Source organism: Microvirga calopogonii (assembly GCF_003347665.1).
Classification (GTDB): Bacteria; Pseudomonadota; Alphaproteobacteria; order Rhizobiales; family Beijerinckiaceae; genus Microvirga; species Microvirga calopogonii.
This window is the reverse complement of sequence record NZ_QDGA01000018.1, coordinates 1-14,308: the sequence shown is the minus strand read 5'-3', so window position 1 is coordinate 14,308 and position 14,308 is coordinate 1. Positions and strand designations below refer to the sequence as shown.

General features: G+C 63.3%; 15 protein-coding genes. 8 read left to right on the top strand and 7 right to left on the bottom strand.

Going from position 1 to position 14,308, the window contains the following annotated elements:
* Window positions 1–157 precede the first annotated feature (157 nt).
* A complete protein-coding gene (locus DDF70_RS15425) occupies window positions 158–583 on the top strand; it encodes a group III truncated hemoglobin (RefSeq protein WP_114945752.1) in 426 nt (141 codons plus the stop codon).
* A 7-nt stretch (window positions 584–590) separates the two neighbouring features.
* Here DDF70_RS15425 and DDF70_RS36610 read toward each other — a convergent pair whose 3' ends face one another.
* The 4 genes from DDF70_RS36610 to DDF70_RS15410 all read right to left on the bottom strand — a co-directional run bounded on the left by DDF70_RS36610 (window position 591) and on the right by DDF70_RS15410 (window position 3,582).
* A complete protein-coding gene (locus DDF70_RS36610; protein ID WP_162820425.1) occupies window positions 591–743 on the bottom strand; it encodes a hypothetical protein in 153 nt (50 codons plus the stop codon).
* Between the two features lie 374 nt (window positions 744–1,117).
* A complete protein-coding gene (gene ychF, locus DDF70_RS15420; RefSeq protein ID WP_114945751.1) occupies window positions 1,118–2,215 on the bottom strand; it encodes a redox-regulated ATPase YchF in 1,098 nt (365 codons plus the stop codon).
* 45 nt (window positions 2,216–2,260) lie between these two features.
* Window positions 2,261–2,878: an aminoacyl-tRNA hydrolase gene (pth, locus tag DDF70_RS15415; RefSeq protein WP_114945750.1), complete on the bottom strand. Its 618-nt coding sequence runs from the start codon at window positions 2,876–2,878 to the stop codon at window positions 2,261–2,263.
* Window positions 2,879–2,964: 86 nt separating this feature from the next.
* A complete protein-coding gene (locus tag DDF70_RS15410; protein WP_114945749.1) occupies window positions 2,965–3,582 on the bottom strand; it encodes a 50S ribosomal protein L25/general stress protein Ctc in 618 nt (205 codons plus the stop codon).
* 562 nt (window positions 3,583–4,144) lie between these two features.
* Here DDF70_RS15410 and DDF70_RS15405 point away from each other — a divergent pair.
* The gene (locus tag DDF70_RS15405; protein WP_114945748.1) at window positions 4,145–4,456 is read left to right on the top strand and encodes a hypothetical protein; all 312 of its coding nucleotides are present in this window, start codon (window positions 4,145–4,147) and stop codon (window positions 4,454–4,456) included.
* 190 nt (window positions 4,457–4,646) lie between these two features.
* Here the strand turns inward: DDF70_RS15405 and DDF70_RS15400 are convergent, their stop codons facing one another.
* From DDF70_RS15400 to DDF70_RS15390, 3 genes are all read right to left on the bottom strand, one after another.
* Window positions 4,647–5,579, bottom strand: coding sequence for a ribose-phosphate pyrophosphokinase (locus DDF70_RS15400; protein WP_114945747.1), 933 nt, complete (start codon window positions 5,577–5,579; stop codon window positions 4,647–4,649).
* Between the two features lie 154 nt (window positions 5,580–5,733).
* Entirely contained in the window at window positions 5,734–6,267 is a 534-nt protein-coding gene (locus DDF70_RS15395) for a hypothetical protein (RefSeq protein ID WP_114945746.1), read from the bottom strand.
* A gap of 62 nt (window positions 6,268–6,329) precedes the next feature.
* Entirely contained in the window at window positions 6,330–7,490 is a 1,161-nt protein-coding gene (locus DDF70_RS15390) for a benzoate/H(+) symporter BenE family transporter (RefSeq protein WP_114945745.1), read from the bottom strand.
* A 155-nt stretch (window positions 7,491–7,645) separates the two neighbouring features.
* Here DDF70_RS15390 and DDF70_RS36605 point away from each other — a divergent pair, with 155 nt between their 5' ends.
* From DDF70_RS36605 to DDF70_RS15360, 6 genes are all read left to right on the top strand, one after another.
* Window positions 7,646–9,244 carry a M10 family metallopeptidase C-terminal domain-containing protein gene (locus DDF70_RS36605; protein ID WP_162820424.1) on the top strand — a complete coding sequence of 533 codons (1,599 nt, stop codon included), beginning with the start codon at window positions 7,646–7,648 and terminating at the stop codon, window positions 9,242–9,244.
* Between the two features lie 247 nt (window positions 9,245–9,491).
* Window positions 9,492–11,492 (top strand): excinuclease ABC subunit UvrC, encoded by a 2,001-nt coding sequence (gene uvrC / locus DDF70_RS15380; RefSeq protein ID WP_114945743.1) that lies wholly within the window; start codon window positions 9,492–9,494, stop codon window positions 11,490–11,492.
* A 124-nt stretch (window positions 11,493–11,616) separates the two neighbouring features.
* Window positions 11,617–12,213 (top strand): CDP-diacylglycerol--glycerol-3-phosphate 3-phosphatidyltransferase, encoded by a 597-nt coding sequence (gene pgsA, locus DDF70_RS15375; RefSeq protein WP_114945742.1) that lies wholly within the window; start codon window positions 11,617–11,619, stop codon window positions 12,211–12,213.
* 4 nt (window positions 12,214–12,217) lie between these two features.
* Window positions 12,218–12,469, top strand: coding sequence for a molybdopterin converting factor subunit 1 (moaD, locus tag DDF70_RS15370; RefSeq protein ID WP_114945741.1), 252 nt, complete (start codon window positions 12,218–12,220; stop codon window positions 12,467–12,469).
* A gap of 125 nt (window positions 12,470–12,594) precedes the next feature.
* On the top strand, window positions 12,595–13,050 hold the full coding sequence (locus DDF70_RS15365; RefSeq protein ID WP_114945740.1) for a molybdenum cofactor biosynthesis protein MoaE: 456 nt from the start codon (window positions 12,595–12,597) through the stop codon (window positions 13,048–13,050).
* 66 nt (window positions 13,051–13,116) lie between these two features.
* Window positions 13,117–13,371, top strand: a complete 255-nt coding sequence (locus DDF70_RS15360; protein WP_114945739.1) for a hypothetical protein — start codon at window positions 13,117–13,119, stop codon at window positions 13,369–13,371.
* Window positions 13,372–14,308 lie beyond the last annotated feature (937 nt).

Below are 14,308 nucleotides of genomic sequence, written 5' to 3'. Positions count from 1 at the left end.
TCGCATTGAAGATGACAAGGCGTCAACGCTCAAGGTTTCGGAACGATCCGGATTGATCTGGATCATCGCGCAAGGGACAATTCGTCCTTTATGGGCAGGTTGACCCAGGCCGGGCGCGCGTCCATGTCCGGGGCACATCGAGCAGGAGAAAGGTACCTTGGCCCATTCAGCCGCCACAGGCCGCAGCATCCCGATCATCAGTCCGGCCGAGGGCGTCTCGGAGGGGCTGATCCGCGAGCTCGTGGAGACCTTCTACGACCGGGTGATCCGCGATCCGGAACTCGGCCCCATCTTCCACAAGGCGCTGTCCGGCCGCTGGAGCCGGCACTTGGCGCTGATGGTGGATTTCTGGTCCTCGATTGCGCTCAGGACCGGCCGCTACCAGGGCAAGCCCCAGGCGGCGCATTTCGGCCTTCAGCTGACGCCGGAGCTGTTCACCCGCTGGCTGTCATTGTTCGAGGCAACGGCTCGCGAAATCTGCGAGCCGGATGTGGCGGCCTTCTTCGTGGACCGGGCGCGCCGCATCGCGGAGAGCCTGCAGATCGGCCTGGGGATCGGACCGAAGGCGCTGCACCTCCCCTGAAGGGGCTTTATCGTTCCCACCATTCGAGCTTGTCGGCGCCTCTCTTGGGAAGCAGGGCCGAAATGCCGATCATGAGAAAGCCGCAGGCCGTGAGTACGCCGACGAAGAATTCGGCCTGGCCGAGCCCGGGAGAGACGAAGGTATCGAATAAAGCCTGCATGGATCACATCCTTGATGCGGGCTTTGTCGCATGGCGGCCCTGAACGGACGAAAAAGCGCGCGTTCAGGAAATTGTCAGGTTGGGGAGGGGGCTCTCGACCCTTTTTATTATCACCGGCCTCGTGCCGATAATCTCGCTTCTCACACCTCCGACCTCATCCTGAGGAGCCTGCGCAGCAGGCGTCTCGAAGGATCGTCCAGAGATCACGGGAGGCGCCCTCGTCCTTCGAGACGCCGCCTGTGGCGGCCCTCAGGATGAGGGCTCAGGTTGGTGTGGGTTCGCAAACCAGCATTTCAGAATACGGATGGAACCGTGGTGGTCAGGACGCAAATGGCCGGCACGAGGCCGGCCATGAGGAAGGAACGCCCGAGGTTTTAGGTATTGAACCGGAAGTGCATCACGTCGCCGTCCTGCACGGTGTATTCCTTGCCTTCCAGCCGCAGCTTGCCCGCATCGCGCGCGCCTGCTTCGCCCTTGAGGACGGTGTAGTCCGCATAGGCGATGGTCTCGGCGCGGATGAAGCCCTTCTCGAAATCCGTATGGATCACGCCGGCGGCGGCAGGAGCCTTGGTGCCCCTGGTGATCGTCCAGGCGCGGGCTTCCTTGGGACCGACGGTGAAATAGGTGATGAGGCCCAGCAGCTCGTAGCCGGCGCGGATCACGCGGTTGAGGCCGGGCTCCTCAAGGCCCACGGCTTCGAGATATTCCTTCTGCTCGTCGGGCGGCAGAACGGCGATCTCGCTCTCGATCTTGGCCGAGACGACCACGGCCTTGGCGCCTTCCTCCTTGGCCCGCTCGAACACGCGCGCAGAAAATTCGTTGCCCTTGTCGGCCGAGGCTTCCTCGACGTTGCAGACGTACAGAACCGGCTTGGAGGACAGGAGGCCGAGCATCTGGAACAGGCGCTCCTCCTCGGGCTTGCGCTCCACCATCCGGGCGGGCTTGCCGTCGCGAAGAAGCGGCAGGGTGCGGTTGACGAGGTCGAGGGTTTCCTTGGCTTCCTTGTCGTTGCCCTTGGCCTTCTTCTCGAGCGCGGTGACGCGCTTCTCGAGGCTGTCGAGATCGGCCAGCATCAGCTCGGTCTCGATGGTCTCGATATCGGCGATCGGGTCGATCTTGCCCTCGACATGGGTGATGTCCGTGTCCTCGAAGCAGCGCACCACATGAGCGATGGCGTCGACCTCGCGGATATTGGCGAGGAACTGGTTGCCGAGGCCCTCACCGCGCGAAGCGCCGCGCACGAGGCCCGCGATGTCCACGAAGGTGAGGCGGGTCGGGATGATCTGCGCCGAGCTTGCGATGGAAGCGAGCTGGTCGAGCCGCTCGTCCGGCACGGCCACGTCGCCCACATTGGGCTCGATGGTGCAGAACGGATAATTGGCGGCCTGCGCGGCCGCGGTCTGCGTCAGCGCGTTGAAGAGGGTGGACTTGCCCACGTTCGGCAGGCCAACGATGCCCATCTTGAAGCCCATGGCCTCACTCCTTGTGTCTGGCCGGTCGAGCGCCGGCGTGAAATCTCAACGATCAGCGGCCTTTTCGCCGGGCCGCTTCACGTCCGTCCAGCCTCTTGCCTCCATGGCGAGGTGGACCCTGTTCTGAAAACTTCCGTCCTCTCCCTTGGCGAGGAGGGCGGCGTTGTCCGCGATGATCCGGCACAGGTCGTTGACCCAGGCCTCTTCGCTCTTCCCGAAATCGCCCAGCACGTGATTCTGCACGAGCGCCTTGTGGCCCGGATGTCCGATGCCGAGGCGCACGCGGCGGTAATCGTTGCCGCAATGGGCCGAGATCGAGCGCAGGCCGTTATGGCCGGCATTGCCGCCACCGATCTTCACGCGCAGCTTGGCCGGGGGGAGGTCGAGTTCGTCGTAGAAGACCGTCACGTCGTGCAGCGGGATCTTGAAGAAGTTCTGCGCTTCTCCCACCGCCTGGCCGGACAGGTTCATGTAGGTCTGCGGCTTGATCAGCAGAACCTTCTCGCCGCCGATCACCGCGTCGGCCGTTTCCGCATGGAAACGCTTGCGCCAGGGCCCTGCGTTGTGCGCACGCGCGATCTCGTCCACGGCCATGAAACCGATATTGTGGCGGTTCCTGGCGTAGCGCGATCCGGGATTGCCGAGGCCGACGAAGAGGCGCATCGCTTGTCCTGCTCATAAGAAACGCTCCGGCCTTGCGGTCGGAGCGTCGAAGCCTATCGATGGGCTTGAACGCCCGATCGCGCCAGTTAGGCGGCGGCAGTGCCTTCGGCAGCTGCCGGAGCCGCTTCCTCTTCCTTCAGGCCGGTCGGGGCCACGACGGTGACGAGGGTGACGTTCTCGGCCGAGGTCGCCTTGGCGCCGTTCGGCAGCTTGATGTCGTTCAGGTGGATCGAGGAGCCGATGTCGAGACCATCGACCGAAGCCTCGATGTAGTCCGGGATCGAGTCGGACGGAACGAGCAGTTCCACCGAGTGCTCGACGATCTGGAGAGCGCCGCCGCGCTTCAGGCCCGGGCTCTTCTCCTGGCCGACCACGTGCACCGGAACCACGACCTTGATCGCCTGACCCTGCGCAAGGCGCAGGAAGTCGACGTGCACGGGAAAGTCGCGCACCGGGTCGAGCTGGTAGTCGCGCGGAATGGCGCGGACCGTCTTGCCGTCGACGTCGATCTCGAAGATCGTCGTGAGGAAGTGACCAGCGAAGATCAGCTGCTTGGTCTGGTTGAAGTCGAGGGCGATCGCCTGGGCCGGCTGGCCGGCTCCGTAGATGACGGCGGGAACTTGGCCTTGGCGACGAACGGCCCGGGCGGCCCCCTTGCCGGCCCGGTCGCGCGCCACGGCCTTGATCTGCTTAATTTCGCTCATGGTCGTGGTCCTTAAAATGGTGGTTAAAAACCGATGGCCGCCCGGGCTCTTTGAAGAACCAGCCGGCGGCCATGAGGTCCGCGCCCGTGCCTCCAAGGGTGTCGAGCGGGCGCGAGGCGGCTTATAGGGGAAAGCGCCCTGGAATGCAAGAAAGCCGCTTGGTCAGAGGGAATGGCGCGGAGAGGGGGAGCCCCACCGACGTCATGGCCGGCCTTGTGCCGGTGATCACGATCGATTGAAGCGCCGAGTCTCACCGGATCGGGATGACCGGCACGAGGCCGGCCATGACGTAGAGGGACTGCCTTACCGACCATTGACCCCTCACCACCTTCGCGTGTTATCTCCATGACAGAGACGGGCGCACCCGGTTCCGGGGTCTGATAGCCCCTCCTGAAGCGGTCGTCGGCATCGACCGCAAACGATGCCTCCTCGCCCTATGGCCGGGAGGTGTTGGCGCATGTCCAAGGCGAAAGCCCAAAGGTCAATGCGGCCGTCTTCAGGCGGTCTATCAGCTCCCGGCCACCAGCATTCCGCTGGTGGCTGCTTCACTGGGGAGCCGCCAATGGACCCGTCCTACAGCGTTCTGGCCGACGCATTGTCGAAATTTCATGCATCCTCGGACTGGATCAAGGCCCTGTGCCTGATCTCGCTTCCGGCCATGATGCTGGGAGCCTGCTATTGCCTGATGCAGATCTTCAAGGAAGTCGTCCTCGCCTTTCGGAGCCATGGGGAGGCCGTTCACGGCAACCCTCTCTATGCCATCTATCAGACCGAGGACGGACGCTGGATGCTGTATGTGCGTGGCGAGATGCGGGAACTCAAACCTGAGGATTTTTCCAGGTTCGGCACGGAGCCGGCGATCCGGCGGCATTGAGGGGGCTCGTCCGACATGGGCTCTCTCATGTCATCACCGGCCTCGTGCCGGTGATCTCGATTGGACAGGCACGGCGCTTCACAGAAGCGGGAGGGCCGGGACTGATCCCCGGATCAAGTCCGGGGATGGCCATGACAAGGGGAGAGCTTCCCCGGTGTCCCGGCAAGGAATCTTAAGGAAGCACGCTCGCCTAATCGAACAGGCTCGACACCGAGCTTTCCGTCGCCGTGCGGCCGATGGCCTCGCCCATGAGGGACGCGATGGAGATCACGCGGATGTTGTGAGCGACCTTCACGGCTTCGGTCGGCATGATCGAATCGGTGATCACGAGCTCCTTCAGGCGCGAACCCGCAATGCGGGCCACTGCGCCGCCGGAGAGGACGCCGTGGGTGATGTAGGCGTAGACTTCCTTGGCTCCGTTGGCCAGGAGGGCGTCGGCCGCGTTCACCAGGGTGCCGCCGGAATCGACGATGTCGTCGACGAGGATGCAGGAGCGGCCGGACACGTCGCCGATGATGTTCATCACCTCGGACTCACCGGGGCGCTCGCGGCGCTTGTCCACGATGGCCAGCTGGGCGTCGATCCGCTTTGCGAGCGCGCGGGCGCGCACCACGCCGCCCACGTCCGGCGAGACCACCATGCGGTTGCCGCCCTCGAGGTGCTCCTTGATGTCGCGCGCAAGGGTCGGGGCGGCGAAGAGGTTGTCGGTCGGGATGTCGAAGAAGCCCTGGATCTGGCCCGCATGGAGATCCAGCGTCAGCACCCGGTCGACGCCCGCATGGGCGATGAGATTGGCGACGAGCTTGGCCGAGATGGGGGTGCGGGCGGCGGGTTTGCGGTCCTGCCGGGCGTAGCCGAAATAGGGGATCACCGCCGTGATGCGGCGGGCCGAGGCCCTGCGCAGCGCGTCCGTGATGATCAGAAGCTCCATCAGGTGGTCGTTCGTGGGGAACGAGGTCGACTGGATGATGAAGACATCCTCGCCGCGTACATTCTCCTGAATCTCCACGAAGACTTCCATGTCCGCGAAGCGCTTGACCTGGGCCTTGGCCAACGGAACATTGAGATAGGCGGAGATGGCCTCCGCCAGCGGACGATTGGAATTTCCCGCAACGAGCTTCATGCAAGCAACTTTGGCTTCGAGTGACCGATAACACCCGCTGCGCAATGCCATAATCCCTGCACGGCTGGGCGCAAGGCTCTTAGCAGCGTTACGAAGCCGTCACAATACACGGAAGGCTTCCAATCCGCTGCAAGTTTGGCGTGTTGCCATGCACTCACTGCATCGCCACTGCGGGTTCCTCACCTGAGACCTCCGCCGTCTGAATAGGTGCTTCGGGCGCGGCCGCAGCTCCAGAGGCGGTTTCCGACTTCGAAGCCGTCAGGAACTCGGCGATCTCGTCCATGCTGGCCTGCGCCAGCTTTGCGAGCGCGGCCTTGTCGAGCGCCGAGATCGAGGCTGCGGGGACGGGGCTCGATCCGGCCAGGCGCTTGGCCCGGCGCTTCTGGGAATCGAACACGTCCCAGACATAGGCCACCTTGGTTTCCCCATCTTCCGTCGAGGTCGACAGATAGCCGCGGACCCGGTAGCGCGCCTGGGCGCTGGCACCCACGAGATCGACCTTGCGGTCGGTGGCGGCATTGGTCAGTTCGTCGACGAGGGCCGTGCGGATGGGGGCCGGAGCCCCATCGATGCTTTCCAGGGCCACCGGAACACCTTCCGGCGAACCGCCGAGCGGCCCCTGGCAGGCTCCCAAGGCCGCCGTCAGGACCAGGGCGGCCAGCCGCCTCGCATGCTTCGTCCCCGCCATGAGAGCCCCCGTTCTTGTTCTTCGTAACGAAGTATTAAGCTTAACGGAGGCCGCCGTCCAGATCAGCCGCGTCGGCGCAAGGCGAGGGCCACGAAATCGAGCCCGAGCGTCACGAGACCGGCCACCAGTCCCCAGAAGGCCGAGCCGATGCCGAACAGGGTGAGGCCGGAGGCCGTGACCACGAGGGTGACGATGGCCGGAAACCGCTTGGAATCCTCGGAGAGGGCGGAGCTCAGCGCGCCCATGAAGGCTCCCATCAGGGCCAGGCCCGCGACGGTCTTGATCAGTTCGGGCGGCAGCGCGGCGATCAGGCCGATGAGGGCGGCGCTGAACGCGGCGAAGACGAGATAGCTCAAGGCATAGAATGGGCCGACCATCCAGCGCTTCTTCGGGTCCGGGTGCGTATCGGGCCCGGTGCAGATCGCGGCGGAGATCGCCGCGAGGTTGCTCGTATGGGCGCCGAAGAAGGCCGTGACGATCGAGGCCAAGCCCGTCACGGCGAGAATCGGGCTGGAGGGTGGCTCGTAGCCGGAGGCCTTGAGCACCGCGAAGCCCGGCAGGTTCTGCGAGGCCATGGTCACCAGGAACAGGGGCAGGCCGAGCCCAATCAGGGCCGTGAGGTCCCAGGCGGGGGCGATGAAGGTGAGGGTGGAGAGGGTGAGGTCCGACGTGAGCGGCCGGGCCAGACTGCCCCCGAAGGCGATGCCGAGGCCGACGAAAAGCACCGCCAGCACGGCGAGCGCCGGGTTGAACAGGCGAACCACCAGGAAGATGCCGACCAGGGGCAGGACGAGGCCCGGCGCGCCTTGGGCGCTCTGAAAGACGCCCACCACGAACTGCAGCAGGACACCCGCCAGCATCGCGGCGGCAATGGACGTGGGAATGCGTTCGATCATCCGCCCGAACGGCCTGATGAAACCCGCCAGCACGATCAGGCCGCCGGCCAGGAGGAAGGCGCCCACCGCCGCATGGATGGAGATCCCGGTCGAGGCCGCGATTAGGGCGGCACCGGGCGTCGACCAGGCGGTCACGACGGGCATTCGGTAGCGGACGCTCAAGTACCCGGCGGTCGCCGCCATGGACAGGCACAGGGCCGCCACCCACGACGAGGTCTGCGCCGCATCGGCCCCCACCGCCTGGGCGGCCGCGATGATGATGGCGATCGTGCTGCCGAATCCCACCAGGGCCGCGACGACGGCTGACGTGACGATCGACAGGCGCATGATTTGGCTCCGCTGAATTCGCAGGAGCTTAGCCGTTTAGACCGGATGCGGCGGGCGGTCTAGGCAGGCCATCTGCGAAAGGAAACCAGCGAAAAGTAGACTTCTGCCAAGCTAAAACATAATGATGTTATATATCAGACAGGAGTTTAAATAACATGACCTTGACCCGTACCGCACCCGAATGGCAGAAAAGCACTTCGGAAAACAATTACACCCCTTTCGCAGTCCTTGCCGACGGAAATATTGTTGTCCTTCAAGTCAGGTCCGGCGCGGATGCCCAAGACTATATCGGCCAAGTTTACTCTCCTGCCGGAGTAGCGATTGGTCAGAGCTTTCTCATAAAATCTTTTACCGGCGGAAACATTGATTCCCGTGCAGTCAAGGCCCTTCCAGATGGACGCTTCGCAGTTGCTTGGGAATATAAGCCTGACGGATCTCTCGCAACTTCCTACGCGGAAACAGGGATATTCAATTCGGACGGATCGGCCTTCAAAGCTCCCATCCAGATCGGTTCGACCAATGCAAGTTTCCCAAGGCTTACGACCCTTGCCAATGGTGGCTATGCGATGAGCTATGAAGATGGGGGCACCAATACCATCATCTTCGACCGCAATGGTAACCCCGGCACGACTTCTAACATTTCAGCCTGGGATGAGAATTCGATTGCCGGATTGCGAGGCGGCGGCTTTGTCACGGTGGTCGAGGAGGCTGCCGTATCCGAAACGGGAACTGTCATCAAGGCCTATCTGCGGCTTCCCAGTGGCACGGCGACCGAGACCCTTATCAAGAACCTGCCAGACGTTGTAGCTCCTGGACAAGTAGGTCACGTATCTCCCGGAGCCTCAGTTGTTGGTCTCGCGAATGGCAATTTCGTTGTTGCATGGGATGAGGCATATTTAGGTGGGTCGAAGGCAATCAAGGGGCAAATAGTCAGCTCGACCGGAGCGCTCATAGGGGGGGAGGTGATCCTCCACCAAGATGCAGATGGTTCTAGCTATATAGACAGAATTGAGGCATTGCCTGAGGGAGGCTTCATACTAGGCATCGCGGATGTTGATGAAGGTAATATGGATGCCTACATCGGCACCTATTCGGCGACAGGCTCAGTCGTTACGGCGCCAATCCTCGCGCATCAGAGCAGAGACGGCCAGCAATACGGTCTAGATATGGAGGTTCTGAAGGACGGCAGCCTATTGGTGGGCTGGTTAAACTTCGCGCAAGGCCAGTACACGAGTCACTTCCAAGTCTTCAGCACAGGATATGTGGCTCCTCCCGAAACCGATCCATCGGGCTCATTCGGGTTCACGCGCCTCGGCACCAAAGGTAAGGATGTGCTCGTTGGCGGCGAGGGCGACGACAAATTCTATGGCGGCTACGGCAACGACAAGCTCACGGGCCTGAACGGCGCGGACGTGTTCGTGTTCAATTCCAAACTCGGCACAGCCAAGACCGATCGTAAGGTGAACTTCGACACGATCACCGACTTCAAGCCGGGCGAGGACAAGATCTGGCTCGACAACGCGATCTTCAAGAAGCTCGGAAAGGCCGGGACGGAAACGGCGCCCGCCGTGCTGAACAAGAAGTTCCTCAAGCTCGGCAAGCAGGCCGGGGATAAGAACGACTATATCGTCTACGACAAGAAGACCGGCATTCTGTCCTACGATGCGGACGGCTCCGGCGCGAAGGAAGCCATCGAGATCGCCAAGCTGGCGAAGAACCTCAAGTTGAGCCATCTCGACTTCGCCATCGTCTGATCCCTGGCTCCCCCAGTCATGGCCGGCCTTGTGCCGGCCATCCCGATGCCGTGAAGCGCCATGCTTTTCCAATTGAGATCACCGGCACAAGGCCGGTGATGACGTATCGCGGGTTGGACGTTGATCGGCCAACCGCTGAGCGAACTCCGCTCTTCAAGGTCGCGCTCCCCTCGATCTGATGCGGGCACGAGTAACGCCCCCGGCAGAAGGACTTTCCTGCGCGGCCGGGAATGCCTAAATCTCCCCCATGAGTCGCAACACCACCAACGACGTTCCACCCGATATTCTGGACAATGAGGAAGACGACGAATCCGTCGCCGTCGAAAGCGGTTCGGATGTCGAGTTCGACCTGGAGGCCAATCCGGGCTCGGTCCAGCGCGGCACCGAGGTCATCCGGCATTTCTGGACCACCCTTCCCAATGCGCCCGGCGTCTACCGCATGCTCGATGCCAAGGGCGACGTGCTTTATGTGGGCAAGGCGAAGAGCCTGAAGAACCGGGTCGGCTCCTATGCGCGGGGGCAGGCGCACTCCAACCGCATCGCCCGCATGATCGGCGAAACCACCTCGATGGAGTTCGTCACCACGGCGACGGAGACCGAGGCGCTGCTGCTCGAAGCCAACCTCATCAAGCAGCTCAAGCCCCGCTACAACGTGCTTCTGCGTGACGACAAGTCGCTGCCCTACATCCTGCTCACCGCCGACCATGAGGCGCCGCAGCTCGTGAAGCATCGCGGCGCGAGGAAGCGCAAAGGCGATTATTACGGACCCTTCGCCAGCGTCTGGGCGGTGAACCGCACCATCAATGCCCTGCAGCGCGCGTTCCTGCTGCGCTCGTGCAACGACAGCTATTACGAAAACCGCACGCGGCCCTGTCTGCTCTATCAAATCAAACGCTGCTCGGGACCGTGCACGAACGAGATCTCGCGCGAGGATTATGCCGAGCTGGTCTCCGAGGCGCGGGCATTCCTGTCGGGCAAGTCGAACGCGGTGAAGCAGCGCATCACGGACGAGATGCAAGCCGCGGCCGAGGAGCTGGAATTCGAGCGCGCCGCGCGCTGCCGCGACCGTCTGGCTGCCTTGTCGGCCATCCAGGGCGTGCAGGGCATCAACACGCAGTCGGTGGAGGAGGCGGATGTCTTCGCCCTCGACGAGCAGGCCGGACAGTTCTGCGTGGAAGTGTTCTTCTTCCGCAACTGGCAGAACTGGGGCAACCGGGCCTACTTCCCGAAGGCCGACAAGTCGATGAGCCGCGAGGAGGTCCTCAGCTCGTTCATGGCGCAGTTCTACGACGACAAGCCCGCTCCCCGGCTGATCCTGCTCTCCCACGAGATCGAGGATGCCGAGCTCATGGCGGCGGCCCTGTCCACCCGGACCGAGACCAGGGTCGAGATCCACGCGCCCCAGCGCGGCGAGCGGCGCCAGCTCATCGAGTATGCGCTGCGCAACGCCCGCGAGGCGCTGGGCCGACGCCTTGCCGACACGTCCTCGCAGCAGAAGCTTCTCGTGTCCCTGGGGCAGGCCTTCGGATTGTCGAAGGCGCCGCGGCGCGTGGAGGTCTACGACAACTCGCACATCATGGGCACCAACGCGGTGGGCGCCATGGTGGTGGCGGGCGCCAACGGCTTCATGAAGCAGCATTACCGCACCTTCAACATGAAGTCCGAGGACCTGAAGCCCGGCGACGATTACGGCATGATGCGCGAGATGCTGCAGCGCCGCTTCGCCCGCCTGGTGAAGGAGGAGCCGCGCGGCGAGGCCGACCATCAGACCCACGACGATTCCTTTCCCGCATGGCCCGATCTGGTCCTGATCGACGGCGGCAAGGGGCAGCTGGAGGCGGCGCGGCAGGCCCTGGCCGAGGTGGGCGTCAGCGAGGACGACGTGGCCCTGGTCGGCATCGCCAAGGGGCGAGATCGCGATGCCGGGCGCGAGACCTTCTTCAAGCCGGGCCAGCCGCCCTTCAAGATGCCGCCGCGGGATCCCGCGCTTTATTTCGTGCAGCGCCTGCGCGACGAGGCCCACCGCTTCGCCATCGGGGCGCACCGGGCCAAGCGCAAGCGTGAGCTGGTGAAGAACCCGCTCGATGAGATCGCCGGCATCGGGCCCACTCGCAAACGCGCGCTCCTGCACCATTTCGGAACCGTCAAGGCGATCCAGCGGGCAGCCCTGGAGGACTTGATGAAGGCGCCCGGGGTGAATGCCGCAACGGCCCGTGCGGTCTACGACTTCTTCCACGAGCGGGGATAGACATGGATATCGGCTGGAGCGGACAGGCTCGTTTCACATTGCCGTGCGTGCGGAATAGCGGCGGTGCGCAACGGCAGCCCCTCCGATTGACGGACGGACCATCCTTATGCTTCCTGCAGGTGTCATGAAGACCGTTTCCTCCTTGGGCCGCTCGAAGGCTTTCAACCTTGCGAACATGCTGACCTACGGTCGGTTGGTCGCGGTGCCGGCCGTGGTCGGTCTCCTGTTCTGGCCCGAGGACCACTGGTCCCGCTGGCTGGCCCTGTTCGTGTTCGCCTTGGCGGCGATCACCGATTACCTCGACGGCTATGTGGCACGGACCTTTTCCCAGCAATCGGCCCTGGGGCGCATGCTGGACCCCATCGCCGACAAGCTTCTGGTGGCCGCGAGCCTGCTCATGCTGGTCGCCGACGGCACCATCAGGGGGTGGGCGCTCTGGGCCGCCATCGTCATCCTCTGCCGCGAGATCCTGGTCTCGGGCCTGCGGGAGTTCCTGGCCGAGCTGAAGGTGAGCGTACCCGTCAGCCGGGTGGCCAAATGGAAGACGACGCTCCAGCTCGTGGCCCTGGGTTTCCTGATCGCAGGTCCTGCCGGCGAGACGGTGCTGCCCAACAACATCCTCATCGGCACGATCCTGCTCTGGATCGCCGCCATCCTGACGATCTACACGGGCTGGGACTACTTCAAGAACGGCATCCGTCATCTCGTGGACGAGGGCTAGGGTCATGAAGCTCGTCTATTTCGCCTGGGTGCGCGAGCGGGTCGGCAAGACCGACGAGCAGGTGGCCCTGCCGGAGGGCATCGATACGGTGGCCGATCTGGTGCGCTGGCTGAAGGGCCGGGGCGAGGAATACGAATATGCCTTCGAGAACGAGGGCGTCGTCCGCGCCGCCGTCGACCATGTCCACGTGAAGCCCGACGCCCGGATCGCCGGCGCCCGGGAGATCGCTTTCTTCCCGCCGATGACGGGAGGCTAGAGCATCGTGCGGAAAAGTGGACCCGGTTTTCCGCCCCGAACGATGCGCTCTTCAGAGAGTAGAGCATCGGGTGAATCCCAAAAGTGCAAGTCCACTTTCGGGTCCGATGCTCTAGTTCAAAACCGATGACGGCAACCATCCGCATCCAGGCCGAACCCTTCGATACCGCCGACGAGACGGCCGTTCTGACCCGGGGGAGGGCGGATATCGGTGCCGTGGTCGCCTTCACGGGCCTGTGCCGGGACGAGGGCGGGCGGCTCACGGCCCTCGAACTCGAGCATTATCCAGGCATGGCGGAGGCCGAGATCGGACGCATCGCCGATGAGGCGCTGACCCGCTGGCCGCTTCTGGGCCTCACGGTCATCCATCGCTTCGGCAAGATCGGGCCGGGGGAGGAGATCGTGCTCGTCCTCGCGGCCAGCGCCCACCGGCAGGCCGCCTTCGAGGCCGCCTCCTTCCTGATGGATTATCTGAAGACCCACGCTCCGTTCTGGAAGCGCGAGCATCTCAAGGACGGGACCGTCGGAGCCTGGGTCGAGGCGAAGGAGGCCGACGACCGGGCGGTGGAGCGATGGCGCTGATCGAGGCTTGACGCGGCCTTGCGACGGGATGAGCATCTTCCGTGAAACGACATACGGAGGCGTCTCATGCGCAGCGTTGTTGTCTTTCTCGGTCTCGTTGCGGCAGCCCCGGCCCTGGCCCACGAGATGCCTACGGTCCAGACGGCCCAGGCCCCCTCTCACAATCCGCTCGAGTGCTATTGCCGCGCGCAGGGAAAGATGTTCGCCGTCGGGGAGAAGGTCTGTCTCAAGACGGCCGAGGGTCCCAAACTGGCGCAGTGTCAGATGGAGATCAACGTCATGTCCTGGAGCATCACGGACATAGCCTGCCCGGAGACATGAAAACGCTGCCGAAGCGGCAGCGTGGAAGAATAAAAAACAAGGTTTCGGGCAGTCAGGCGCGATCCTAGAAGAGACCTGTCACGACGACGAGAATGAAGGAAAAGGATGCGCAGACAGCAGCGATGTTGAGCTTGGACGCCCAGTCCAGGTTCGATGCCAGATTCATCGGAGCCCCCTATTTCTGAAGGGGATAAATACCCCTTTGAATGGAGAGGAACCTATCAAACCTTCATGGCCCTGAGAAGCACCCCGAAGGGGCTACAGGCGGTGGGGCCGGAGCGATGTAATCGTTAACAAGAAGTTAAGGTCTTGTTTTGCCGCGTATATTTTTTCGCGACTTTCTACGAAAAAAGTTCCTGCTCAATTCTGTCGCACCCCGTTTTGCTTAAATTCGGCTCCATTCAGGGAGCACCTGAAGTTCTCGAATGGCACTTGGAGACCATGGGCTTTGAAGCCGAATGGCATGCTGTTTGTCTTGGTCAGAATGACACTTCTGCTGCAACACTCCGCGTCATGGCTGGCCTTGTGCCGGCCATCCCCGGCTGCCGTGCCCCCACAGCCCTCATCCTGAGGAGGTCGCTGTGCGACCGTCTCGAAGGACGAGGGCGTCTCCCGTGCGCGCTGGAGCCTCCTTCGAGACGCAGCTTCGCTGCTCCTCAGGATGAGGGCTGTGGGATAGGAGACGAGCGCTCCGCGTCCATCCTCTCCCCGTCATGGCCGGCCTTGTGCCGGCCATCCCGCTGCTGTGAAGCGCCGCGCTCTTCCGATCGGGATCACCGGCACGAGGCCGGTGATGACGGCGCGGGTGTGGTGAGGACAATCTCATGTTCTTACTTTGTTCTTGACAGGCGCATCAACCTTGGCTATATCATTACCCAGATCTGCTCCTGACGAGGGGCGCGCTCGCGAGGCGTCGCAGTGTGGGAGCAGGCACGGT